The following is a 24,057-nucleotide window of genomic DNA, read 5'->3' on the forward strand; positions in this document are numbered from 1 at the left end:
ATCGAACAGGGCGTTCAGAGCCACTACCGCTTTGACGACACGATCTATCAGGCCCTGGCGGTGATGATTTTCAACGGCAGGACATACACCAGCGTCACCAGAACCGATGGTCCGTCCTGGAATCCGACCTATACCCGTGTGACCGTGGACCGGGCTGCCGTGCTTGAGGCGCTGGACTATCTCGCCCGCGATGTCGAACGGGCCAAAGCGGCTCTGACAGCAGATCCTGTCGGCGAGCGTGTCCGGACACGCGCCCAGGCCCCGGCGGTGCCGAGCAAGTCGTCTCGTGCCGCCGACCCGCTGACCGAACGCGCGATGGTCTATGCCACGCGCCATCTTGCCGAAGAACTGCTCCATCGACTGTCCGACGTCGAATTCTTTCAGGATGAGGCTGGCCGGGACAATCGGGCGGCGCGGGTTACGGAAACCGTCCGCGACCTCCTCGATATCGCCGCCCGGATCGAGCGTTTCGTCGTCGCCGATTGCCTGCGCGTCGCCGCGATCGGCCATCGCCACGCCGCCTTCCTGGATCAGGCGCTCGCCCTTGTCGCGGAAGCCGAGACGGCGGAATGCAACGAAGCGGCGGTCACCAAAGGACGGAAGAAAGGCCAGTCTGCTCTGAAGTCGGCCAATGCTCTGGTGGGGAGGGCTGCGGAATGAGCGATATTCATCGACCGATCAATTATTACGGCTCAAAAGAGCGGCTGTGCGAGCGCATCCATTCCCTGATTCCGCCAGGACCGAACACCTGGGTAGATCTGTTCTGCGGGTCCGCGATCGTCACGTTGAAAAAGGCGCGTCACCCCAGAGAGGTGATCAACGACCTGAACGGTGACGTGATCAACCTGTTCGACGTGCTGCGAGGATCTGATGCGAGGGAATTATACCGCCGCATTGAACTCACTCCCTATTCCGAGGAGATGCTGCGTCGGGTCTATGCCATGACCGCCAATGACGATCCGGTGGAAATGGCATGGCGTTTCCTGGTGAGAAGCTGGTTTGGCCGTGGCGGAGACGCCCACAAAACGGGGTTCCGTTGGTCCAAAAGCCAGACGACGGCACCAGAATTCACCTGGGCAACTATGCCGGAGCGGCTGTTGACGGCGGCTGAACGGTTGCGGGGCATTTGCATCCGGTCTGTCGATGCGCTGAAGCTGATCGACGACTACGACACCGCCGACTGCCTGCTGTTCGTGGACCCGCCCTATCCTGGCGATGTCGGACGCCGCTACGCCGTGCGGATGACCGACGAGTCGCACCGTGCCCTGGCCGAGCGTCTGAAACGGTGCCGCGCCTCAGTGATCCTGACCATGAACCCAGGCACGCTTTATAGCGATGTCCTTGGCGATTGGGTGGAACACAGGGTCGATGTGCTGGGCGGCGGAAGCACCAGCAAGGGAGAGGTCATTCTCACCAATTATGAGCCTTCGCCCCTGCTGGCGGGAGGTGCGGCATGACCTCCACAGCCCGCACCCGATTGCCGCACCGCCGTCCGGTGGTGACCGAGAAGATCGACGCCTTCGGCAAGGCCCTGTTCATTTCGGCGGGACTCGATCCCGCTACCGGCCAGGTCCAGGAGGTGTTCTTCGCGGGTGGCAAGGAAGGCTCGGCGATGGATGCGATCATGGCCGATGTCGGCGTGGTGATCTCGGTCGCCCTGCAACATGGCGTGCCTGCCGAGGCACTGGCCCGCTCTATCGCCCGCATCCCGTTGTCGCCGTTGCGGCCTGAGGATCTGGACGGCCGCCCGGTTGCCACCGTCCCGGCCTCTCCGGTCGGGGCGACGCTCGACTGGATCATCGAGATCGGAGCGACAGCCAAGGAGTCAGGCCATGGCTGACCTGTTTCCCGACGCGCCCCGTCGATCTCGCCGCGTTCTGATGCGGGTGGTCGATGCCGGGGATCATGGCTGCGTCACGAAATACCGATATTTCGTCCATCTTCAGTGCCCTCTGTGCGGCCATGACGACGGATGGAGCGAGCACCACACAAAGCGCGAAACGCTGAGTCAGCCCTGCCCGAAATGCAATGAGGTGGCCCATATCGAAGGAGGGGCGGCATGAAGCCGGTCACCCATGTGCTGTCCTATTCCGGCGGAAAGGACAGCACCGCCCTGTACCTGCTCGGGATCGAGATCGCCGAGCGCTGGGCCTCCCGGCGCGGCCAGACGATCCGGGTGGTGTTCGCCGACACCGGCAATGAACACCCGGAAACCCTCGATTATGTTCGGGACCTGCCGCGTCGCTCCGGTGGCCCGGCGATCGAATGGGTCCGGGCCGACTTCACCGCCGATTTCGCCCGCAAGCGCCACTATGTCGCCGAACACTGGCCCGCCGATGGCGTGCCCGATTCCATTGTTTCCCAGGCGCTGGAGGTGCTGGCGGAGCCCACCGGGATTCCGTTCCTCGATCTGTGCCTCCTGAAAGGCCGCTTCCCATCGCGACGGGCGCAATTCTGCACCTCCGAACTGAAGGTGATTCCGATCACCGAACAGATCATCTTGCCGTTGCTGGAATCCGGATTGGCGGTGTTTTCGTGGCAGGGAATCCGGGCCGAGGAAAGCCCAGAGCGAGCGACGAAGCCTCGCATCCAGTCGGTCGGCGGCGGTCTGTGGATCTGGCGACCGCTGCATGCCTGGACCATCGATCGGGTGTTCGCAATCCATCGTCGTCACGGCATCGAGCCGAACCCGCTCTATCGCCAGGGGATGCACCGGGTCGGCTGCATGCCCTGCATCAATTGCCGCAAGGACGAACTGCGCGAGATCGCCCGCCGCTTCCCCGATCACATCGACAAGATCGCCGCATGGGAGGCGATCGCCAGCCAGGCCAGCAAGCGCGGGGCCACCACGTTCTTTCACAAGGAGAATGCCAGCGGCGACCGGTCGGCCGAGGAGATCTTCGCCGGGGCCAACGTCCGCCAGGCGGTGGCCTGGGCAATGACCAGTCGGGGCGGCAAGCAACTGGATATGCTGCGGATGCACGAGCCGCTGCCGGTCTGCTCGTCAGCCTATGGTCTGTGCGAATGAGCGCCGCTGTTCCAGCGGTCGAGGCGTTGGCGGTGATGCGGACGCTCCGCCTCGATCTGCGCCAGCGCCGGATCGAGGCCGGGATCAGTCAGGCCGAACTGGCCCGACGGTTGGGGATCAGCCGCGAAACGCTGGTCCGGCGCGAAACCAATGCCGTGCTCGATATCCGACTGGTTGATGTCCTGCACTGGGTCGCGGCCCTGGGCGGGGAAGCCGGTGTGACGTGGCACGTCACATCGGCCGAAGGCTAACCACCAAAACGGAGGGAACGACATGAAGACGATCCGAATTCCCATGATTTTGGCGGCGGCATTGAGCTTGGGAACCATGGCGGGGTGCACGCAGCCTCTCACTGTCGAGGTGGAGCCGGGCCAACTTTCCCCGGCCGACACCACCGAGCCCATCGCCCAGGACACCACCATTTTCACCGTCATCGAACATATCGACGACGACAGGTTGACCTTGCGTATGCTGCACTCGGTCATGAGTGCGCATGCGGACACCATTCTGTTCGTTGGCGACGAAATCCATGTCGCGCTGGAACCGCTTCTCCCCAAAAACAGCCGCCGGAGCGGCTGCGCCACGGCAATCCTCGGCCGCCAGGGTCAGGGGATGGGAAGGATCGCCCCCGGTACCGACAGCGGCAGGCATCCCGCCTGCCTTGCCCGGCTCCAGGATTTCAGGGGAGCCGAAGGCCTCCCGGTCCACGACATTCATCTCAACCAGGTGGCACGGGTCATGTTGACCGGCGACCTCGTTTTTGACGGACAAGGCGTGACAGCCCCAATAAGGCGCTGTGATGAATTTCAGGCGTGGAGTACAGATTTTCTGAAAAAGACGTGGCAGCCGTTCAAGCCTGTCGATGGACAAACCCGCAATACTTGCGAGGTCGATGGTGATCCCCGACCTCTGGAACAGAGGGCTTGCCAACTTGGGGGCAGCAAGGGGACCCAATGGGTCTTCACGGACAATCAGGGCCGGATGGTCCAGGTGAGTGCGTGTGAACCGGACCAAGCCAGTTTGAAATGAGCCATCGACAGGCTGTCGATCATACGGCTGAATGATGGTCTCTTCTTCGAAGGTCCTGAATGCTCGACCATCGCCATTTCCATTCGGCATTGATCGCCACCATAGCCAGCATGCAGATCACAGCATCGGCTGTGGCGGAAATGCCATCGAAAATGGAGATGTCGGCGTTTCCGAAGATGCTCAATGAGTCGACAATGTCAGACGACCAAGACGGCCCGGCGGTTTTCCAGATATCTCAAACATGGGGGAAATTCCTTAAAGGATCGCGCCTGATCGGAAAATACCATCTGAGTGAGGATGGGATTAATATCTGCATTCAGGAAATATTCTTGGCGGACAGGCAGAAGGAAAGCGTTGGGCATGGTCAATGCCTCGTAAGGGGGGCGCCCACATCGGATGCGGTCATCCTTCGTAAGGCCAATGGCACCCTTGTCGTCCCCGAAGCCCAGCCATTTTTTCTCTATGACGTGCCGCCAGAGTGGGAAGGCCGCAAGCCCCAAAGATAGCGCTATGGCAATGCCGTTGGGGGGCAGCGGTTGGGGATCAGCCGTGAAACCCTGGTCCGGCGCGAAACCAATGCTCTGCTCGATATCCGACTGGTCGATGTCCTGCTCTGGGTCGCGGCCCTGGGCGGGGATGCCGGTGTGACGTGGAGCGTCACACCGGCCGGAGGCTCGACCACCGAAACGGAGGGGACGACATGAAGACGATCCGTATTCCCATGAATTTGCGGCGGTGTTGGGCATCGGCGGCATCACTCCCGCCCAGAAACTGAAATTGTCCGCCTGAATTTTATGTCCACCAACGCTAAAAATGGGGGGATTACCCCCCCCCCCCGAACTCTGGTGGACACAGTGAGACACACCTCGCCGGTTAGCGGAATCCCTGCCAATTCAATTCGGATGTCGATTGGTATTATATTTCGTGGGATCAAGAGGCAGACTTTCAATTATTGTAGGTAATATTAAGAAACGTTCGTTCAATCTCACGCCCTGCACCTTCTACGAGAGATCTGGCCATATTTGGCAATTCATCCTTTGCTCGAATATAGTCATCGAGCGCGATAGGATTCGGCGTTTCAGGGGCATCAAGACGCATAACATGGTCTTTGCCGAGAAGGAGATAGGCTTGGCCAAGCGCATTCAGTGATTGGGCTCGCATAGCCGCGCGGATGACATCCCGCCAGTGAAACATGCCCCCCGTGGCGCGGCGGGGAGTAACCTTAAACTGGGTTTCTCCGCACCCCAGGCTCAAGACCTGCACCTGCCGCCGATCAATATCGAAGCAGGTGAGTGCATCGACGACAGCGTTCATTACTGGGTTATTGGCCCACAGACCTCCGTCAACCATTAGATATCCATCGTTTTCTAATGAACGGAAAAATGTTGGTGCGGCGGCCGTCGCCAATCCGACCTTCACCATTTTTTCGTGTTGATCATTCTTGTAATCGGGGTGGTGGGGCGTCTTATAAATCCACGGTTCGCCGTGTCGCCCCTCGAAGGATGGGATGCAGAGGCGAGCCGTCGATTCGCCCAATACCCGTGCCTGGAAAATGCGCGACAACTCTGCTTCAAGCACCTCCGCGTCATAGCCATAGCGCACGAGGCGGCGGATCGCTCGAAGCGGCCTAGTTAGCCATGATCCCCTGGGAAAAATTAGGCCGCCGCGGTCCATATAGACATCCCGGATTTCCGCCGCTTTCATGCCGATGCCAAGCGCAAGGGCAATAATTCCTCCGGTGGAGGTTCCGGCGATCATATCGAAATGGCCAGCGATGGATTTGCCGCCAAGGTAGCGACGCTCGAGTTCGGCTAGGATGGAGGCCGGCAAGATGCCGCAAATCCCACCACCATCAATGGATAGGATGCGGAACGGCCGATCCTTTGGCCATGGCAACGGCTCCCGCTGTTTTTGGATCGTGCCATCGGAACGGCGCGGCGGAATGTAGGTCATGCAATCTTCTCCATCGGATCGTTGGCATGGCGGCCACCGCCGCGCCAACGTCCAGTTGCGAGCCAGATTTCGTAACAGGCAAGCCAGTCAGCCGCCCACGGGATGGTGGTCATGGCGATGGACTTGGATGGGGCCCACTCCCCGGCTGCCGGATCGAAGAGGCAAAGAGGCGAATAGCGGATGTCGGGCTCCTGGAAATAGACGTGCGGCAGCGGCGCCTCCTCCGCTGCATCCCACTGCGGCATAAGCCGTGGCGACATGACCCGGACCAACGGGAAAATCCGAAATAGCGGATCGGTCCCAGGATCACGGGGCAGCCCATATTCCACCGAAACGACATGGCGACACTCGATGCCAACCAGTTCCCCGACCCAAAGTACCTTGTCGGTAGAACGCTGGAAGACCTCGAAGTTTGGCCAGCGCAGGTGCATCCCGTGCACCTGCGCGCCTATTGGTTTTACTTTTTTGGCCATGACGTTCCGAAGAAGGTGTGGGCAGGCGCTGGCTTAACGATAGTAGCAGCCGCAACGGTAGCGCCTACCACCACACGACCGGATGGCGCAATCAGACGGCTACCTTCCCGGATGCCCCGCGCGAGTTTCTCACTGTATTCATCAATCACTGCCGTGCCCGGTCCCTCGCCGAACATGTCGATCAGCAAGTTGCGCTTCTTGGGCAGCGGCAGATCCTCGTTCATCAATAACGAGAGCTGTTTGCTGAACGCCTTGAGATCGCCGAGATAGATTTGCTGAGCCGTGAGGTTCTCGGGCCATCGATCGGTGAAACATTCCTCCAGACATTTGGGGTTGCGGACATTGACCAGCACGCCGGCGGCCTGGGCCTTGCCCAATTCGTGCATCATATGCTGCACGATAGCCTCCAAGGCCCCGCTGATGCTGTTGCCCGGAGCGGCAACATGGCCGGCAAAACACGCCATCATCACGGAAGGCGGCATTCGCCCGTCACGCTTGGCGTAGCGGAGATTACGGTTGCGCTTCAGGAGCTGAAGAGCCACCACCACCGAGGACTTTCCGCCTTCCTTCGTCGAATGGTCGGGAACCGGCTCAGCCGGTGCCGCCGCCTTCATGATCATCCGGTCGTGGGCCAGTGCCCGCATGGCATAGGCTTCGGTGAACGGCAGATCGATCGGCGTCCGCTGATTGAACCACTCGATGAAGGCATAGGTGTTCATCAGGAGTCGCTTGTGAGCGCTGGCCGGCTCCTCAGCCTTGGCATGGAAGATGTGACTTTTGCGCGGGTCCGATTCATCGAAGAGCAGCGAGGGCGTAATGTCCAGATGCATCCCGTCCTCGTACAAGACGGTCACGCAACGGGTCTGGCGAACGACCTTACCGAAATACTGTGAACCGGGAAGGCCGTTGACCGCCTCGAAGAGCAGGTCCAAAACCTTCGCCGGAGCGGAATAGGCCGGCAACAGCAGTTCGGCGATGATGTCGATGTCGTAGCCATCTTCGCGCTTGCGGGCTTTGATCGTGGCGCGGATCGCCATTGACCCTTGCGGATAGAACAAGGCCACCTTTTCCTCAAGGGGGCTTCCCGTCCGCTCGATATATCGGCGGACGGCGTCATAGCGTTCGACAGCCAAGCGGTGCAAGCTGGACGGCAATTCGATCTTGATTGCCGTTTCGGCAAGCAAGATTTCACCAAGCGGGGCCTCAGGCCCAAGCGGAGAAGGGGGGAACTGGGCAACCATAATCTTCAATATCCTTTCGTGTCGCTTTCCAATGGCGACGCACTGAGAATGCGCATTGGTCGGCTGGCGAAAGGAGGGTTTCCGTTGACCCGGCCTGCCGATGCGTATATTTTCTATATGGGCTTAAAAATACGACCCGTCAAGAAATTATTCGCATACATGTGGGGGGGTGACGTGGGGGAAGGTACCAAACTTAGTCGAGGAGCGGAGCGGAGGCTTGAGTTTATCGAATTCCGGCTGTTCTGGGAGGGACGGGTTAACCGTAGCGACATCACCACTCGGTTTGGCGTGTCCGTGCCCCAGGCATCAAACGACCTCAGTCGCTACCAGGAACTTGCGCCTGCAAACATCCAGTACGACTCGCGGGAGAAATGCTATGTCCCGGCGGGCACGTTCAGCCCCAAATTCCTGAAGCCAAACGCTGGTCGATACCTTGCCCAACTCAAGGGGCTGGCCGACGAGGTCATCGATATCGATGACACATGGATTGCCGAACTCCCCGCCACCGGCTCGATACCCATTCCCAGTCGCAGGGTGGAGCCGTCTCTGCTCCGGGCACTGGTCAGTGCGATGCGCCGTCGCCGCTCGCTGGATATTCACTATCATTCAATGAGCAAGGATCGCCCCGAATCCATGTGGCGCCGCATAACGCCGCACGCCTTTGGCTTCGACGGCTTGCGGTGGCACGTTCGAGCCTACTGCGGTATTCGCCATCAATTCCGCGATTTCCTTCTATCTCGCTGCCTTGGCGTGGGCGACGAGGGCGAGCCCAGCGCAGAGCCGGGCGCCGATTACAATTGGGTAACCCGCTTCAATGTCGTTCTCGTCCCTAATCCGATGCTGAGCCTCGCTCAGCAGGAAACGATCGGGGTGGATTATGGGATGACAGATGGACGAATTGTCGTTCCTGTACGCCGCGCGTTACTGTACTATTTCAACAAGAGGTTGCGCTTGGACGTAGCGAAGCATCTCGATAGACCGGAGGAAACGCCGGTCGTCGTCGAAAATCGAGAAGACTATGACAACGTCCTGGCCGAAGTGACGGCATAACAGGTCGATTCAATTGTGCCGTTTATTATATCGGCTAGGAAAAGTGTGAGGCAAGATGCTCGTGGGTGACATCCGGAATCAGATCGATTCCATCTGGAATGACTTTTGGTCGGGCGGGTTGTCCAACCCGCTCGCAGTCATGGAGCAGATCACCTATCTGCTCTTTATTAAGCGGCTCGATGAGTTGCACACGGTCGAGGAGCGCAAGGCGGCGGGGCTGAACAAGCCGATGGCACGGCGCATCTTCCCGGAAGGCATGGATGAGCGCGGGCGGCCCTTTGAGGATCTGCGCTGGTCGCGGTTCAAGACGTTCGAGCCGCGCGAGATGTTCAAGGTGGTCGATGAGCACGTCTTCCCCTTCATCCGCACCGTTGCGGGGGAAGCCACTTCCGTCTCCCAGCACATGCGTGACGCCCGCCTCGGCATTCCGTCCGCTGCCCTTCTCGCCAAGGTGGTCGAGAAGCTCGACAAGGTGCAGATGGAGAACCGGGATACCAAGGGCGACATCTACGAGTACATGCTGAGCGTCATCGCCAGCGCCGGCCAGAACGGCCAGTTCCGCACCCCTCGGCACATCATCAAGCTGATGGTCGAACTGACCGAGCCGAAGCCGACCGATGTCATCTGCGACCCGGCAACTGGCACTTGCGGGTTCCTCGTCGCCGCTGGCGAGTATCTTCGTGATCACCATCCCGAGGTGATGCGTGATCCGGCGCTCCGCAAGCATTTCCATGATGGCATGTTCCATGGCTTCGACTTTGACCCGACCATGCTGCGGATCGGCTCGATGAACATGATCCTGCACGGAATCGAGAACCCGGCAATCATCGCCCGCGATTCGCTGGCCGAGGATCATGCCGGAGAAGCGGGCCGCTACAGCTTGATCTTGGCCAATCCGCCGTTCGCCGGGTCGCTCGATTACGAAGCGTGCGCCAAGGACCTGCAACAAGTCGTCAAGACCAAGAAAACCGAACTTCTCTTCCTCGCCCTGTTCCTGCGGCTCCTGAAAGTCGGTGGTCGTGCGGCGGTGATCGTGCCGGACGGCGTGCTGTTCGGCTCGTCCACGGCCCATAAGACCTTGCGCCGCAGTTTGGTCGAGGACCACAAGCTGGAGGCGGTCATTTCCCTGCCTTCCGGGGTGTTCCGACCCTATGCCGGGGTTTCCACTGCCATCCTGGTGTTCACCAAGACTGGCGTCGGCGGTACCGACCATGTGTGGTTTTACGATGTTATGGCCGACGGCTGGTCGCTGGATGACAAGCGCCAGCCCCTCCTGCCCGAAGAGAAGCAGGGACCGACGCCAGCTGACGAATTGTCTGATGAGGAGCACGCCAAGAACAATCTTCCTGACGTGCTGATGCGGTGGGAAGAGCGGAACGACGAGGAACGGAAACAGCCTCGCACAGCGCAGAGCTTCTGCATACCGAAGGGCGAAATCGCCGCCAGCGGCACATACGACCTGTCGCTCAATCGCTACAAGAAAGTGGTGCACGAAGAGGTCCAGCACGACTCGCCAGCCGAGATCATCGCTGATTTGAAGGCCCTGGAGACAGAGATCGCCAAGGGTCTGATCGCGCTTGAGGAGATGCTTGGATGACGATCATGCGTCTAGGCGACATTTGTGAATTCAAATATGGCAGCGCACTTCCAGAACGCTCTAGGGTTCCTGGGGCAACTCCCGTTTACGGATCAAATGGAGAAGTTGGAACCCACAACCAATCATATACTGACGGCCCTGCAATCATTGTTGGGCGAAAAGGCTCTATAGGTGAAGTGAACTACTCGCCAGATCCCTGCTGGCCCATCGACACAACATATTACATTGATCAGTCCGCGACTGAGCACCATTTGCGCTGGCTTGCATACGCGCTCTCAGATCTTGATCTTGGACAACTTAATAAGGCTACAGGCGTTCCGGGCCTAAATCGAAACGATGCCTATGAGAAAACACTCTATGTTCCGTCCCTCGACGAGCAACAGCGGATCGCGGCAATCCTCGATCAGGCCGAGGGGGTGCTGCGGAAACGACGTGAGACCCTTGGAGAGCTTGATGAACTCATGCAGGCGATCTTCTTCGAAATGTTCGGAGACCCAACATCCAATCGGAAAGGTTGGGATGTCGGCAAGCTTGGAGATGTCGGCATACTCGAACGTGGGGTTTCAAAACATAGACCTAGGAATGATCCAATTCTCTTGGGCGGATCATATCCACTTATACAGACGGGAGATATCGCCAATGCAGACGGTTATGTGAGGGATTTTTCTGCTACATATTCAGAGGTCGGCTTGAAGCAGAGCCGCCTTTGGCCTGCGGGAACATTGTGCATAACAATTGCCGCGAACATTGGGAAAACCGCCATTCTTGCATTTGACGCCTGTTTTCCAGACAGTGTTGTTGGGTTTTCGCCGAATGACCTAGTAATAACGGAGTTTGTTCAGCACTGGATGGGGTTCATTCAGAAGAAGCTTGAAGATGATGCGCCACAATTTGCGCAGAAGAACATAAATCTGGCGATATTGCGCGACCTGGATATCCCTATTCCTCCGCGCATTCTCCAGGACCAATTCCGGCAAGCGGTGCTCCATGTGGATAATCTTAAGGCTATTTCTCGCGCTCACTTGGCCAAGTTAGAGGCTCTCTTCGCCTCCCTTCAGCATCGCGCCTTCCGGGGAGAGTTGTAATCGTGCGCGGCGAGTTCCTTCCCGTCTGGTCGGATACGTGGCGCGGCATCTGGGCGCCTTTGGCGAAGCATTCCGGTGCGCCGGCTGACCTCTTCTCGGAACTCTACCGCGAACTTACCCCTGTCATCGTGCCGGGTCCTTCACCTGAACATCTGGCTGAAATCATTGGCGATCCGGTTCGGGGGCGCGCCGCGTTCCGTCGGGTGAAATCCGATACCCTTCTGGGTGAGCGGGCATTGGTCGAATTTCTCGAACGGGCGCATGGCGTGGCCGACGATCTTGGCGGTGATGCCCTCGCCAATCGCTATTTCGTGCTCGTCGAGGCGTTCCTGTCGAAGTTCAGCCTCCGTTACGATCTGCGGCGCCCCTTCGCCCTTAACCCGACCCTGTCCGGTGTATTTGCCGGTCTGGTACGCGAACTCAAGGACGTGAGTCTTCGCGACCCTCATATTCATTCGCTGATGATCGATTTCGAGGAGGCCCTGCGCGATCTCCATGCCGATTCTTCGTCGGGGCGGATCAGGATTTGTATCCAGAAGCAGGTCAACCTATTGGAGGCCCTCGGCCAGAATTGTCCGGGCGTTGCGTCGAACACCCTCGGCCGTATCTGCGATGAAGTTGGGTCATGGCCTCACGACAAGATCAAGGAAGCCGTAAAGACCCTGTACAAGTTCACATGCAGCTATCCCGGCATTCGCCATGGCGGAACCCCGGAGACAGCCCTTCGGGACATTGAAATCAAGGATATGGTCGCAGTTACGGTTATGCTCGCGGGGTTCACACCCTATCTGGCGCATCAGCTCGATTCAGATATCATCTATCGCGGGCAATAGGGGGTGTCGGCATGTCGCAGTTTGCTTTTCTCAAGCCAGAATTCGCGGAGGTCTACGAACACGCTGGCCGTGCGGAAAGCCTTGCGATCGCCGATCCTCGCGCTGCCTGTTTCTATTCCCGCTTCGCCCTTGAGGTCATCGTCGACTGGCTTTACCGCCACGATGGCAGCCTGAGGGACCCTTACGAAACTACGCTCTCCGCGCGTATCCATGAGCCGACATTTCGTCGGCTGGTCGGGGACCCTCTGGTCGCCAAAGCCCGTATCATCAAAGACACTGGAAATCTCGCAGTGCACGAGACGCGGCCGGTGGCCGTCGTCACCGCAGTAAATGCCCTTCGCGAACTTTTCCATGTCTCGTACTGGCTGGTGCGCACCTATGCGCAAGGGGCCAAACCCGAGCCGGCATTGTCGTTCATTCCCGATGCCTTGCCGCGCAATACGGCGGTTTCGGCGACGACGCTGAAGCAACTCCAGGAGGCTGCCCGCCGATTGGCGGATGCGGTCAAGGCGAAGGAAGAGGCGGAATCCAAGCGGCTGGCCAGCGAAGGCGAGCGCGAGAAGCTGGAAACGGAAATCGCCACCCTTCGCGCCGAAGTCGCCAAGGCCAAGGCCGCCAACACCAAGGTGCCCGATCAGCACGACTACGACGAGGCAACCACCCGCGACACCTTCATCGACCTGCTGCTTTTTGAAGCCGGTTGGCCGTTGGACAAGCCGTCGGATCGTGAGTTCCCGGTAACCGGCATGCCCAACGAAAGCGGCGAGGGCTTCGTTGATTACGTCCTGTGGGGCGATGACGGAAAGCCGCTGGCGGTGGTCGAGGCCAAGCGGACCACCCGCGACGCCCGCATCGGTCAGCAGCAAGCCAAGCTTTATGCCGACTGCCTCGAAGCGGGGTTCGGGCAGCGGCCATTGATTTTCTACACCAATGGCTATGAGCATTGGATTTGGGACGATCAGCGCTACCCGCCGCGCCAAATCCAGGGGTTTCTGACCAAGGACGAACTCGAACTCGCCATCCGGCGACGCTCCACCTTGAAGCCGCTTGCGTCGGCGGACATCGACCGGACCATCGTCGAGCGGTTCTACCAGACGCGTGCCATCCGGCGAGTTGGCGAGGCTTTCGAGAAGGACAACCTGCGTCGGACCCTGCTGGTGATGGCGACGGGGGCGGGAAAGACGCGCACCGTCATCGCCCTGTCGGACCTTCTGATGCGGGCCAATTGGGCGCGGCGCGTCCTGTTTCTCGCGGACCGGGTGGCACTGGTGAACCAGGCGGTGAACGCCTTCAAGCGATTCCTGCCGTCGGCTTCGCCGGTCAATCTGGTGACCGAAAAGGGGACGCAGGGCCGCGTCTACGTTTCGACCTATCCGACCATGATGAAGCTGATCGAAGAAGCGTCTGACGGCAAGCGCCGGTTCGGGCCAGGCCATTTCGACCTCATCATCATCGACGAGGCGCACCGCTCGGTTTACCGGAAGTACGGTGCCATCTTTGACTATTTCGACAGCCTTCTGGTCGGATTGACCGCCACCCCCAAGGACGAGGTTGATCGCGATACCTATGGCCTGTTCGGTCTTCAGAGGGGCCTGCCGACGGATGCCTATGGCCTTGATGAGGCGGTCAAGGATGGCTTCCTCGTGCCGCCGAAGGCGGTTTCGGTACCGCTGAAATTTCCGCGCGAGGGCATCAAGTACGATGACCTTTCCGATGAGGACAAGGAAGCCTGGGATGCCATCGAATGGGATGAGGACGGCAATGTTCCGCCCCGTGTCGAAGCGGCCGCGGTCAACAAGTGGCTGTTCAATACGGACACCATCGACAAGGTGCTTGAACACCTGATGACGCACGGCTTCAAGGTGGCGGAAGGGGATCGTCTCGGCAAAACAATCATCTTTGCCAAGACCCATGACCATGCCCAATTTATCGTTGAGCGGTTCGATGCGAATTATCCGCACCTCAAAGGTACCTTCGCCCGCGTCATTGACTTCAAGACGGAATACGCTCAATCGCTGATCGATGATTTCTCCGTGGCCGACAAGGCGCCCCATATTGCGGTGTCCGTCGATATGCTCGACACGGGGATCGATGTTCCCGAGGTGGTCAACCTCGTGTTCTTCAAAATCGTTCGTTCCAAGACCAAGTTCTGGCAGATGATCGGGCGTGGAACGCGCTTGTGCCCGGACCTGTTCGGCCCCGGAAAGCACAAAGAATCGTTTTCAATCTTCGATTTTTGCCAGAACTTTGAGTTCTTCAATCAGAACCCGGACGTGGCCGACGTTTCGTCGGGTGCCTCGCTTGCGACGCAATTATTCACGACACGGGTGGAATTGGTTGGTGAATTCGATGGGGCGGAGTCCTGCGAGACGCATCTCGGATTGCGCGACATCCTGGTGACGCGGCTTCGCCAGGAAATTGGCGGGATGAGCTTGGACAACTTCCTTGTACGCCCCAAGCGGCGGTTGATCGAGAGGTTTGCCGACGACGATTCGTGGACAAAACTCGATATGTCGGCGCGGACTGAACTGATCGACGAAATCGCGGGCCTGCCCACCAGTCTGGTTGACGACGACATCGATGCAAAGCTGTTCGATCTTCTCGTGCTCAAGACCCAGCTTGCCGTCATCCGTTCCGACAAAAGCTTTGATGGTCTGCGGAAGAAAATTGTCGATATCGCCGGCTTACTGGAGGAGATGGCCAACGTCCCGATGGTCGCCGCCGAGATGGCCCTGATTCACGACCTCCAGGCGGATGAATTTTGGCAGGACATCACCCTTCCGATGCTCGAAAGCGTGCGCACCCGGTTGCGTGGCCTGATCAAACTGATCGAGGTGAAAAAACGGCCGATCGTGTACACCGATTTTGAGGATGAAATTGGTCAGGCGACGGAAGTTGCGGTCCGGGGTGTCAGCGTAGGCACCGACATGGACCGATTCCGGTTGAAGGCCCGCCATTTTCTGAAGTCGAATGAAAACCACATTGCGGTGTTGAGGCTGCGGCGCAATGAGCCGCTGACCAAGACGGACCTCTTGGAACTGGAGCGGTTTTTCCTCGAAGCCGGAATTGCGGTTCCAGAGGAGGTTGATCGTCTAAGGGAGTATGGCGGCCTTGGCGTTTTCGTCCGCTCCATCGTCGGGCTGGACCGCGAAGCAGCGAAACGTGCATTTGATCAATTCTCAGCCGCCCACACGCTGACGGCCAATCAACTTGAATTCATCAACATCATCATTGACCATCTGACGGAGCGCGGGATCGTGGATCCCGAGCTTTTGTACGAAAGTCCCTTCACCGATTTCGACCCGCTGGGCGTTGCTGGCTTGTTCAATGAGGGCGAGGTAATCGAACTTATTGGCGTTCTGAATTCAGTGCGGGAGCGGGCTGCCGCGTGAGGCTCATGAAGAGGTGAGGCGTGAAAGTAACTAGCTGCGGACTGTTCTGGAGAGAATCGGAAATCGATTGGCATCCGGGTGGAGGAAATCGGGATAGCTTCCGTCTTCTCGGGCGGATTGGGATAAATCGTGGCAAAATCCGCGTTGCAGACTTCCGCTATCAGCAAGGCATCTATATTCTATATGACAATTACCCAGGCCAGCTCTGTGGCTACTGGCCTACAAAAATAAGATGTCCTATAAGCGCGAAAGTGGCAGTATGCTATTATTAATGACGGATTTTGGAGAAGGCCTGCGCGAAGGTCCCCTCGCGTTACTGTCCATATTAGCCACCTGAATTGATACCTAGATTTAGGAATAACCCATTGGCTTTTAAAGATAAACGATACTTCTTCGCAGTCGGGCAGAAAAGCTTCGAGGCTGGCGCAAACGCAAACCATTTCTCCACCGTCGTGCCGATCGCGGCCTCGAACGGGGAGGTCATTGATGATCGCAAGGCAACCTTCCCGAACCGCGGCCGGGTCTGGTGGATGCTGCGAGGCGAGGTGCGTGTGACCCATGCGCCGCCGGGCTGTCTCATCCTGTCCGGGATCGAGGCTTCGATGGACTCGTCATACTCGCCAGACAGGGACATCTATCAGCTTCTGCAACCCACGCTTCCTGGTCCTAAGGATCTGCTGGAGATCCTGACGCCGGGTGCAGAGATCACTGATCCGAACGAACTTCTCGACGATTTCCGGATGCGCTGCGATCACGAACCGACCCGTCATGTCCTCGTGCGGATTGGTGAATACCTCTACGGGCCGCTAAAGGTCGAATTCGACCGGCTGGAAAACGACCGTGTGATTGAGCCGGAAATTCGCTTCACCAAGCCGGTCGCGCCGCACACAGTTTATCGGATCACCGCTGCCGAAGCGGTCGGGCGTTCTGGCTATATCCGACAGAAGGCCGTCGTGCAGCGCGATATCAGCAAGCCGAACGACCAATGCGGGCATACCGTGCAGTACGAAGCGGTGACGGGCACGCTCTACGAGGAACTGCGGGAAGGTGCAGATGAGGTCGATATCGTCTCCTTGCAGGAGGCCGTTCGCCAGGTTTCCAGGGACTTCCTGGTCAGACGCGAACGGCGCGAGTTCATTGATCGGCTAAGCCGATTTGCCGAAGAGGCGCAGTCGTCGCCCGCCGTTATCGCTCGAGTCCGGCACTTCCTGGGCACGCAGAGTAAAGAGCTCGACGCGCTGAGCCAGATCTTCGATGCCCTCCTATCGGACGCGAGCTTCAAACCGAAGATCGATCAGGCCGTCGCCACCGAGGTCGAGAAACGGGTGGACGCCCAAGCAGCGCAAATCGATGCACGGGCCAAGGAGCGCGTCAAGGAGCTCAGCACAAAAATTGAGGAGCTGAGTGCGGAATTCAAGGCCGAGAACGAGAAGTTCGAAGCGGAAAGAGTATGCCGTTACAAGGCCCTTGAGAGCGAACTAGACGTCATGAGAAAGGCCTCGGAACGAGAACTCGAAGCAAAGAGGGAGGATCTGATCCACCAAGAGGAAATAGTCAGCAAGAGCCTTGAGACGGTTGCGCAACGACTGGAGAGAAGCCGGACTGGGGTGCTCAATGACTTTCTTGCGCTGGAGCCTCTCCTGCGGCGGCTAGGTCTTAGCGACACTCCAAAGTTGGGAGGACGGTCGGAACCATCATCACGAACCGAGACATCGGTACCCGCGTTCAAACTGCCCGACTTCTCTGTGGCCCGATCGGAACGCGCTCCGATGCCGGAGGAAGCATTCTTCGAGCGATTTGTCGCGCATGTCGAGAAGTGTGGCTTCGTTTTCAGCCGAGAGGACCTTCTGGCGTTCCACCTTTCGGCTAAAGAACGAGCGCCAGTCATTCTGGGTGGCGTATCCGGTTCTGGCAAATCCTCTCTGCCAGTCCTCTACGCGGAAGCGCTTGCAGGCCAGGAAACGGACAAACGCTTCCTGGCAGTCGATGTGAACCCATCCTGGACCAGCCCTTCGGACCTTCTAGGCTATACCGACGCGCTAGAGTACAGGTTTGTGCCGGCTGCCTCTGGAATGATGAATCAGATGATATTCTCCTTTCACGCGAGTAAAAATATAGGATCTCTCTCTCCTGTTTTTTCGGTGTGCCTCGAGGAATTGAATCTCGCTCAGCCCGAGCACTACCTCGCAGATATCATTCAGGCGATTTCACGAGCACCGGGAAATCAGCTCATCAGCGTCTTCGACCCGAACGCAGTACGGATCGACGATCCCTTCCGACCTTTCGCACGATTCGAACTCTCACCAAACCTAATCATCGTGGGGACTGTGAACTTCGATGAAACGACGCGGCCATTGTCGATGCGCCTTTTGGATCGCTGTAACTTGATTGAGTTCGCCGTTGACGAGCGTCTGCCGGTTCTCGGCATGACGGCGCAGACTGGCGCTCACCAAGTTGAGGGGCAGCCTGTACTTCAATTCGACCGGGACCGGTGGACACGAAACACTAACGTACCTGCCCGTGCGATTGAGGTTTTAGGCGAAATGCAAGCGGAACTCAGTACGCTTGGTTGCGGACTTACCCATCGTCGGCAAACCTTGATTTGTCGTTTCCTGGCCAATGCTCCCGAGAGCCTCTGCAGCTTCGACCAAGCGCTCGATATGCAATTGCGCCAGCGCATCCTTCCTCAGATCCGCGGGCTCTACCGGCCCGGTGCCATGGAGGCAGTGCGCCGTCTTTCCGACAAGCTAGAAAAAGCTTGCAATGTTCCTCGGACCCTTCAAGCCCTTGCTCGTCTGGAGGCCGACGCGCGCTCTAGAGACGAAATGTTCCTTGGGGAAGAATGACACATTTCATTATCTTTTCTGGTGGATCCACTTTGATCGATCTGCCTCTCGGCAATTTTCGAGGTGAGACCTGCTTCGAGGCGAAGGAAACTGCACGTATCGGATTTGAGGTCGATGACTATGATGCGCGCGTGACCTACCAGATCATGATCGGCGACATTCCGTTGTCCGAAGAGCCCCAAGAGCGTCGCACCCGCCTTGAGTGGCCAGCGTCGGCTTGTTTGGATGGCGCTTCTGGCATTACGCCCATTAACCTTTGCGATGCAAAAAACGGGACTGTTCTCGCGCGGTCTATCGCGCTGGTCGAGCCTAGCAAGCTATCTGCAAGTGCTTACAGAATAATGTTCGATGACATGAGGCGAATCAGTGTCGAACTGTTGCTCGACCTAATTTCTAAATCGCGCCTCGCGCTTTCGCAGGGCACGCCGCTGCGGCATGGCAGCGTTCAACCGCTGACCGCACGTCTTGAGCTTAGCCAGATCCGGCGTTTCTGGAAACGGTTCTCATTGATCTTGGCGGAGATTCTCGAGGAACCGCACGTGGAACTACGGAACAGTACCACGATCCGGCAGCCGAAACGCGGAGAAAGGCTGAACGCCGGCGTTCTGCGGCGATTTGCGCAACAGGGCCTCAAGGCCCGCGACGCTGTTCGTTTAGGTGGATTGCTCGAGCTTCCGACCGCGATGCCGAACCGCGATACCCGGGAGAACAGGGCTATTGTCGGGTTCATCGACCTTCTCCGGCGCCGCGTTGAACGAAGCCTCAGGAGCGCCAGAGCAGAGCGCGATACGCGCCTTGCCATGTTGCGCAGTTACGGACCCGACGAGGCAGCGTTAACACGTTTCGTCCAACGTCGCGAAGAGCCCAAGATCGCGAAATTACAGGAGATCGTCGATGCCTCCGAGCGGGTGGTGGCTGAGATGCGCAGCACAATCCGCAGCTTCGGAGCATCGGTCAACCGAATTGCGCGGCAAGACTTCCTGAAGGGCTTCGAGGGCCCAATATTTCGTAACCATCCGCGGTATTCGCGCGCTTCCAGGCTTATGCGCGGGTTCCTGAACAACACCTCGATCGTGGTGGAGCAAGGCGACACTGAGGACGCCAAGTCCATCGAGACCATCTTCGAGCAATGGATCTTCTTCCAAATATCCGCCGCGCTCCAGGAGGCTGGACTATCCTGCATTTCGCACAATTCGATTTTCGAGCCTATCGCACGGGACCGGTTTTCGGTCGATCTTGATCGGAATGCGGCGATTGAATTCGAGGCACCGGACAAACGCATAGTGCGTCTCCGCTATGAGCCCACGATCCTTCCGCGCCAAGCAGCGCAGGGCATAGATGCGATATATCGTGGACACTCGGCTTCGCCGTGGACGCCTGACATAGTTCTTGAGGTTCTTGTGCCGGGTGCCGACTCGCGTGAATACCGACTGGCGTACGCCGCAGTCATTGATGCTAAGTACACTACTGCGAAAAACGTATGGGATCGCCTGGAAAAAATTGAGAAGTATCGTGAGATCCGGAGTGTCGACACAGATAGCCAGATTGCTCGGCAGGTCTGGATAGCGGCGTCGATAGAAGCATCGCTACGGCCGCGCGACGAAGCCGTTACGTGGTCAGCCAAGGGCGAGGTCGGCGCCAACCCGTTTGACGTGATCCTAGGTGTTATTGGTGCGGACCCCGCCGATCATGATCGAACTGCTGCCGTCCTTAAAGCTTTTGTTCTGGGTATACTCAACCATGCCGAAGCGTATCGTTCGAACAGTCCGGCGGCGTCTCGACATGCCTAAGGGGGAATAAAGGGCCGCTTCGTAAATTCGGTAATAGCCGATATGAGGAGCGAAAGCTGAGACGGGGCCGCAACGGAATCTGTTCGGTTTCCAGGACAAAAAACGGAATTGACCCGGACGGGCGGCGGGAGGTTACACTCGTCCGATATCGGAGGCGTGGATCATGGGTCAGCTTGATTTTTCGACACTCGACATCATGACCGAAGCGGAAGAGCGCAGCTTCATGGCCGCCTTCACTCAGGCACTGGCGAACGATACCGGCGATGTCGCCAAGGAACATTTGGCGGCGGGCCGGTCGGTGTATTTTGGTGACGATCGGTTTCCAGATGCCGTGGTCAAGGAATATCCTGACGGGCGCCGTCAACTCGTCACCTTCCAGGGCGAAGACGAAGTTTTTCTCCGCGATCTGTGATGTACCAGCTCTGGATCGTCGCCGGTCCCAATGGCAGTGGCAAGACCACCCTGACCCAACGCCACCTTGCGCGAAGGCTTCCGGTGGTCAATCCGGACGATATTGCGCTTGAAATGAAGGGGCAGCGGACTGATTCCCCCGACACGAACGTGAGCGCCGGACGCGAGGCGCTGCTTCGACAGCGGCGGTTTCTTGCTGAACAGCGCAGCTTTACGGTGGAAACGACGTTTTCCGGTAATCGCGAGATCGCTTTGATGAGGGAGGCGAAAGCCGCTGGCTACAAAGTAAATCTGATTTATCTGTCCACAGATTCCCCGATGATTTCTGTAGGGCGTATCAAAACACGGGTTCGCGCCGGAGGGCACCTCGTCCTCACTCGCGATGTGGTTCGGCGCTATCAGCGCAGCCTCGCCCATTTGTCGGAAGGGATCGCCTTAGCAGATCGGGCTTGGTTGCTGGACAATTCTCGACAGCGACTGCGTTTGATCGCTTCGCTGGAACGAGGCTGCGTCAAAAGCATGTCGAATGCGCTGCCGGGCTGGGTCCGATCGGCCCGCATTGCGGCTTTGGATCAGGCTCAGGGACTGTCCCGATAATCTTGCCGATGTGACGTCACACGTCACGCCGGGTTATCCCCCGATCCTGTGGATAGAGTTGTGGGCGGGTTGAGGGTAACGCCGAGGATTCCGGGCGAACCGGGGGCGCTGTGGCCGGTGCCGATATTTCAGGCAACCGTGCCCATCGGTTCCTGCGGCGGGGCATCCGGCAATGCCCCCTTGGCACGGATCTATTTCTGACCAGGCCGGGCCATCCCACTGCTCACCATCCGCCAGAAATCGGGCCAGCCTTCTTCGCGCAGGGTGAGGGTGATCGTCTCGCCGCATCGGTTGTCGGCGATCGGGGTGAGGACGATTTCCGAAAGCAGGCATTTGAGCATCCGGCGGGTCCGTTTGACGTCGCGGGCCATCTCCACCGACTGCACCGCCCGGGCCAGGGTGGCGCGGATCGTCGCCTCGTCGGGGAGAATTGGCGGGGCCTCGATCTGGATGGTCTGGCGGGCATGCTTCAGTTGGTCTTGGAGGTCCAGCACCCGCTGGGTGGCGCTCTCCGTATCGATCCCGTGCTCGATCGCATCGAGCAGACGCCCGATCCGGGCCAGCAGATCTGCCTCGACCTTGCTCAGTTCTTTGCTCCGTTCGAGCTCGCTGGCGAATGCCTGGATCAGGTGCGGCCGGAACGCGGGGCCGTGTTTGATCCGGGTATAGAGCGCGTCGAACGTCGCCGCCATCAGTACCGGCTCCCGGGTTCCCCGGGAATTCTTGCATTTTTTGGCGTAGCGATGGGTCGAGCACAGATAGCGGCTGTCGTTGGCGATCTGTTTGCCGCCGCCGCACCAGCCGCATTTGATCCAGCCGGTCAGGGCGTGCTGGTTATGGCTGTTGAGGATGCGGGGTTCGGGTTCGGGCTCATCCTTTTTCTTCAGCCGTCCTCGGTAGTTCTCCCGAACGGCCGCCCATAGTTCGTCGCTGATGATCCGCAGATGCGGGACATCGACCTTGGTCCATTCGGCCTCGGGGTTGGGGACCGAAACCCTCTTGTTGGTGACCGGATCGCGGACCACGTAGCTCCGATTGAACACCAATTGGCCGATATAGATGGGGTTGCGCAGGATGCCTTCCTGCTTCCGGGGCGACCCGACCAAAGTGTGGCGCATCCAGGTTCTGCCGGATGGGGCGGGAATGCCGTCGCGGTTGAGGCCATCGACGATCTGACTGACGTTCCGGCCGTCGGCGAATTCCTGATAGATGCGCCGGATGATTTGGGCGGCCTCTTCCTCGATCTCGCGCACGCCGTTGACGTTGCGCCTCTTGTCGTCAACGACGCCCCGCACGATCCGGTAGCCATAGGGACAGGCGGAAATGGCATATCCGGCGACGATGCGGGCGCGGTGGCCCCGTTTGATCCGCGCTTTCATGTCGCTGAGAAACAGGGAGTTCATCGTTCCCTTCAGCCCGATATGCAGTTCGGTGATCCGGCCTTCATGGGCGGTCCAGATCGTCACGCCATTATAGCTCATGGTCTCGTGGATTGCCGCGATGTCCTTCAGCGAACGGGAGAGCCGGTCGAGCCCTTCGGCGACCACGAGGTCAACCCATTTGGACCTGACGGCTTCCAGGAGGCGGGTCAGACCGGGACGGTCGATCGTGGCACCGGACATCGCCGCGTCGGAGAAGATCAGGGCGTGGTCTGGATCGGTGGCAAGTTGACCGGCGATCAATCGCCGACACAGCGAAATCTGATCATCAACCGAAGATGGGTTTTGGAGGTCGCTAGAATAGCGAGCATAGATCGCGATGCGATAGGGGGAGACGGAGACCATTTCCGAAGCTTATCGCAATGAGTCAGCCGAAAATCAATGAAGGAAAAGTGGGGGTATGACCTTCGTTTTGTCTTTCGGCCGTTTGTCGAAGTTTGCTCGACTTTGTCGAAGATTCCATAAGTTTGTCAGTATTTACCCTGTCGTGCTTGGGCAGGATAGGCGTGGTGATATCACCACGCGTCGCCCCTTGGGGGCTCTTGGGCTTATTCGCACCCTTCGGGTGCTCAACGCGTTGGCGTCGGGCCTTACGGCCCGATCGGGCTGGCCGTCGGCTGGAGCCGGGCCGGAGACGGTCACGACGAGATAGAATGGTCAGCAAAAAGCCGCCCCGGTGAGGGGGCGGCTTGGTTGCGGTCGGTGGATGGGCGAATGTTGGCCGGGCGAACCCAGCCTTGCCGTTCAGGGTTGAAGGGCGGCCTCGACCGGCTCGGTCTGGCCGGTGGTCGAGCGGACATACGCGACATACCCAGGATGCGATCCGACCGCCGCCGCGATCTCGCTGTCGGACAGAGCCGTCGTCTGGACCAGGGAGCGGATGGTGTCGAAGGCGAGCTTCGATCGGGTGAACTCGACGAGGTCTTCCTGGGCTTGGATCAGCTTTTTCTGGGTGCGGATGAAATCGGACATCCGCCGCATATCGCGCTCCACCGATCCTTCGGACGGAGCGCCGTAGCCGCCAGTCTTGCGGATCGCCGGGATCACCTCGCTGGTGATCCATTTACGGAAACGGTGCTGGACCGTGCCCGGCGTCACCGCCTTGCGGCTGCGCAGAATCAGGGCATAGAGGCCGGATTCCGAAACGATGCTTACCTCCTGCGGACCACCAAGGGTGTCGGTTAAAGCGACACCCTTTTCATCGTCGTCGAGGGCTGCCGTGGCATCCCGGCTATTGCTGATACCGATGCACCGGCAAATGTCGGCGGCGACGAACCAGGGCTGGCCGTCCTG

At 58.8% G+C, this 24,057-nt stretch carries 23 protein-coding genes; 18 read left to right on the top strand and 5 right to left on the bottom strand.

The annotated features are described in order from the left end of the window. From K678_RS19110 to K678_RS18750, 9 genes are all read left to right on the top strand, one after another. On the top strand, positions 1–660 hold a 660-nt coding region (locus tag K678_RS19110), incomplete at its 5' end, for a hypothetical protein (protein ID WP_021132961.1). Next, positions 657–1,457 (top strand): DNA adenine methylase, encoded by an 801-nt coding sequence (locus K678_RS13195; protein WP_021132962.1) that lies wholly within the window; start codon positions 657–659, stop codon positions 1,455–1,457. The genes K678_RS19110 and K678_RS13195, both read left to right, overlap by 4 nt. Beyond that, on the top strand, positions 1,454–1,840 hold the full coding sequence (locus K678_RS13200; protein WP_021132963.1) for a TSCPD domain-containing protein: 387 nt from the start codon (positions 1,454–1,456) through the stop codon (positions 1,838–1,840). Before K678_RS13195 ends, K678_RS13200 begins: the two co-directional genes overlap by 4 nt. Beyond that, positions 1,833–2,063 (top strand): hypothetical protein, encoded by a 231-nt coding sequence (locus K678_RS18745; RefSeq protein WP_021132964.1) that lies wholly within the window; start codon positions 1,833–1,835, stop codon positions 2,061–2,063. The genes K678_RS13200 and K678_RS18745 overlap by 8 nt, the downstream gene beginning before the upstream one ends. Beyond that, the gene (locus tag K678_RS13205; protein ID WP_021132965.1) at positions 2,060–3,028 is read left to right on the top strand and encodes a phosphoadenosine phosphosulfate reductase domain-containing protein; all 969 of its coding nucleotides are present in this window, start codon (positions 2,060–2,062) and stop codon (positions 3,026–3,028) included. Before K678_RS18745 ends, K678_RS13205 begins: the two co-directional genes overlap by 4 nt. Continuing rightward, the gene (locus K678_RS13210) at positions 3,025–3,279 is read left to right on the top strand and encodes a helix-turn-helix transcriptional regulator (protein WP_021132966.1); all 255 of its coding nucleotides are present in this window, start codon (positions 3,025–3,027) and stop codon (positions 3,277–3,279) included. The genes K678_RS13205 and K678_RS13210 overlap by 4 nt, the downstream gene beginning before the upstream one ends. Before the next feature lie 22 nt (positions 3,280–3,301). Beyond that, positions 3,302–4,057: a hypothetical protein gene (locus K678_RS13215; protein WP_021132967.1), complete on the top strand. Its 756-nt coding sequence runs from the start codon at positions 3,302–3,304 to the stop codon at positions 4,055–4,057. 59 nt (positions 4,058–4,116) lie between these two features. Further along, positions 4,117–4,563, top strand: a complete 447-nt coding sequence (locus K678_RS13220; protein WP_021132968.1) for a hypothetical protein — start codon at positions 4,117–4,119, stop codon at positions 4,561–4,563. Positions 4,564–4,593: 30 nt separating this feature from the next. Next, entirely contained in the window at positions 4,594–4,761 is a 168-nt protein-coding gene (locus K678_RS18750) for a hypothetical protein (RefSeq protein WP_155804545.1), read from the top strand. A 241-nt stretch (positions 4,762–5,002) separates the two neighbouring features. Here the strand turns inward: K678_RS18750 and K678_RS13225 are convergent, their stop codons facing one another. The 3 genes from K678_RS13225 to K678_RS13235 are packed head-to-tail and all read right to left on the bottom strand — an operon-like array spanning position 5,003 to position 7,724. Beyond that, positions 5,003–6,010 carry a CBASS cGAMP-activated phospholipase gene (locus tag K678_RS13225; RefSeq protein ID WP_021132969.1) on the bottom strand — a complete coding sequence of 336 codons (1,008 nt, stop codon included), beginning with the start codon at positions 6,008–6,010 and terminating at the stop codon, positions 5,003–5,005. Beyond that, the gene (locus tag K678_RS13230; protein ID WP_155804546.1) at positions 6,007–6,483 is read right to left on the bottom strand and encodes a hypothetical protein; all 477 of its coding nucleotides are present in this window, start codon (positions 6,481–6,483) and stop codon (positions 6,007–6,009) included. Before K678_RS13230 ends, K678_RS13225 begins: the two co-directional genes overlap by 4 nt. Further along, positions 6,468–7,724 carry a nucleotidyltransferase domain-containing protein gene (locus K678_RS13235; RefSeq protein WP_021132971.1) on the bottom strand — a complete coding sequence of 419 codons (1,257 nt, stop codon included), beginning with the start codon at positions 7,722–7,724 and terminating at the stop codon, positions 6,468–6,470. The genes K678_RS13230 and K678_RS13235 overlap by 16 nt, the downstream gene beginning before the upstream one ends. 84 nt (positions 7,725–7,808) lie before the next feature. Between K678_RS13235 and K678_RS13240 the strand changes: the two genes are divergently transcribed. The 9 genes from K678_RS13240 to K678_RS13280 all read left to right on the top strand — a co-directional run bounded on the left by K678_RS13240 (position 7,809) and on the right by K678_RS13280 (position 21,325). Next, positions 7,809–8,774, top strand: a complete 966-nt coding sequence (locus K678_RS13240; protein WP_021132972.1) for a WYL domain-containing protein — start codon at positions 7,809–7,811, stop codon at positions 8,772–8,774. 55 nt (positions 8,775–8,829) lie between these two features. Then, positions 8,830–10,371 carry a type I restriction-modification system subunit M gene (locus K678_RS13245; RefSeq protein ID WP_021132973.1) on the top strand — a complete coding sequence of 514 codons (1,542 nt, stop codon included), beginning with the start codon at positions 8,830–8,832 and terminating at the stop codon, positions 10,369–10,371. Then, positions 10,368–11,456, top strand: coding sequence for a restriction endonuclease subunit S (locus K678_RS13250; protein WP_039853148.1), 1,089 nt, complete (start codon positions 10,368–10,370; stop codon positions 11,454–11,456). The genes K678_RS13245 and K678_RS13250 overlap by 4 nt, the downstream gene beginning before the upstream one ends. 2 nt (positions 11,457–11,458) lie before the next feature. Continuing rightward, positions 11,459–12,289 carry a hypothetical protein gene (locus tag K678_RS13255; protein ID WP_021132975.1) on the top strand — a complete coding sequence of 277 codons (831 nt, stop codon included), beginning with the start codon at positions 11,459–11,461 and terminating at the stop codon, positions 12,287–12,289. 11 nt (positions 12,290–12,300) lie between these two features. Then, complete coding sequence (locus tag K678_RS13260; protein ID WP_021132976.1) at positions 12,301–15,681, top strand: DEAD/DEAH box helicase family protein; 3,381 nt, start codon at positions 12,301–12,303, stop codon at positions 15,679–15,681. A gap of 365 nt (positions 15,682–16,046) precedes the next feature. Then, entirely contained in the window at positions 16,047–18,527 is a 2,481-nt protein-coding gene (locus tag K678_RS13265; protein ID WP_021132977.1) for a coiled-coil domain-containing protein, read from the top strand. Then, entirely contained in the window at positions 18,524–20,317 is a 1,794-nt protein-coding gene (locus tag K678_RS13270) for a nuclease domain-containing protein (protein ID WP_021132978.1), read from the top strand. Before K678_RS13265 ends, K678_RS13270 begins: the two co-directional genes overlap by 4 nt. A 163-nt stretch (positions 20,318–20,480) precedes the next feature. Next, positions 20,481–20,729 carry a hypothetical protein gene (locus K678_RS13275; RefSeq protein WP_021132979.1) on the top strand — a complete coding sequence of 83 codons (249 nt, stop codon included), beginning with the start codon at positions 20,481–20,483 and terminating at the stop codon, positions 20,727–20,729. Next, positions 20,729–21,325, top strand: a complete 597-nt coding sequence (locus K678_RS13280; RefSeq protein ID WP_021132980.1) for an AAA family ATPase — start codon at positions 20,729–20,731, stop codon at positions 21,323–21,325. The genes K678_RS13275 and K678_RS13280 overlap by 1 nt, the downstream gene beginning before the upstream one ends. 191 nt (positions 21,326–21,516) lie before the next feature. On the opposite strand, the gene K678_RS13285 is transcribed toward K678_RS13280, so the two are convergent. Together K678_RS13285 and K678_RS18275 are read right to left on the bottom strand one after the other, a co-directional pair. Continuing rightward, a complete protein-coding gene (locus K678_RS13285) occupies positions 21,517–23,109 on the bottom strand; it encodes a recombinase family protein (protein ID WP_021132981.1) in 1,593 nt (530 codons plus the stop codon). A 399-nt stretch (positions 23,110–23,508) separates the two neighbouring features. Next, on the bottom strand, positions 23,509–24,057 hold a 549-nt coding region (locus K678_RS18275), incomplete at its 5' end, for a BRO-N domain-containing protein (RefSeq protein ID WP_021132982.1).

The sequence above is a fragment of the Magnetospirillum fulvum MGU-K5 genome (genome assembly GCF_000442515.1).
Taxonomy (GTDB): domain Bacteria; phylum Pseudomonadota; class Alphaproteobacteria; order Rhodospirillales; family Magnetospirillaceae; genus Phaeospirillum; species Phaeospirillum fulvum_B.

Bases quoted from the DNA above. Each gene is read 5' to 3' on its own strand.
- K678_RS13195 (WP_021132962.1), top strand. From the start codon at position 657: ATGAGCGATATTCATCGACCGATCAATTATTACGGCTCAAAAGAGCGG.
- K678_RS13200 (WP_021132963.1), top strand. From the start codon at position 1,454: ATGACCTCCACAGCCCGCACCCGATTGCCGCACCGCCGTCCGGTGGTG.
- K678_RS18745 (WP_021132964.1), top strand. From the start codon at position 1,833: ATGGCTGACCTGTTTCCCGACGCGCCCCGTCGATCTCGCCGCGTTCTG.
- K678_RS13205 (WP_021132965.1), top strand. From the start codon at position 2,060: ATGAAGCCGGTCACCCATGTGCTGTCCTATTCCGGCGGAAAGGACAGC.
- K678_RS13210 (WP_021132966.1), top strand. From the start codon at position 3,025: ATGAGCGCCGCTGTTCCAGCGGTCGAGGCGTTGGCGGTGATGCGGACG.
- K678_RS13215 (WP_021132967.1), top strand. From the start codon at position 3,302: ATGAAGACGATCCGAATTCCCATGATTTTGGCGGCGGCATTGAGCTTG.
- K678_RS13220 (WP_021132968.1), top strand. From the start codon at position 4,117: ATGCTCGACCATCGCCATTTCCATTCGGCATTGATCGCCACCATAGCC.
- K678_RS13225 (WP_021132969.1), bottom strand. From the start codon at position 6,010: ATGACCTACATTCCGCCGCGCCGTTCCGATGGCACGATCCAAAAACAG.
- K678_RS13230 (WP_155804546.1), bottom strand. From the start codon at position 6,483: ATGGCCAAAAAAGTAAAACCAATAGGCGCGCAGGTGCACGGGATGCAC.
- K678_RS13235 (WP_021132971.1), bottom strand. From the start codon at position 7,724: ATGGTTGCCCAGTTCCCCCCTTCTCCGCTTGGGCCTGAGGCCCCGCTT.
- K678_RS13245 (WP_021132973.1), top strand. From the start codon at position 8,830: ATGCTCGTGGGTGACATCCGGAATCAGATCGATTCCATCTGGAATGAC.
- K678_RS13250 (WP_039853148.1), top strand. From the start codon at position 10,368: ATGACGATCATGCGTCTAGGCGACATTTGTGAATTCAAATATGGCAGC.
- K678_RS13260 (WP_021132976.1), top strand. From the start codon at position 12,301: ATGTCGCAGTTTGCTTTTCTCAAGCCAGAATTCGCGGAGGTCTACGAA.
- K678_RS13270 (WP_021132978.1), top strand. From the start codon at position 18,524: ATGACACATTTCATTATCTTTTCTGGTGGATCCACTTTGATCGATCTG.
- K678_RS13275 (WP_021132979.1), top strand. From the start codon at position 20,481: ATGGGTCAGCTTGATTTTTCGACACTCGACATCATGACCGAAGCGGAA.
- K678_RS13280 (WP_021132980.1), top strand. From the start codon at position 20,729: ATGTACCAGCTCTGGATCGTCGCCGGTCCCAATGGCAGTGGCAAGACC.
- K678_RS13285 (WP_021132981.1), bottom strand. From the start codon at position 23,109: ATGGTCTCCGTCTCCCCCTATCGCATCGCGATCTATGCTCGCTATTCT.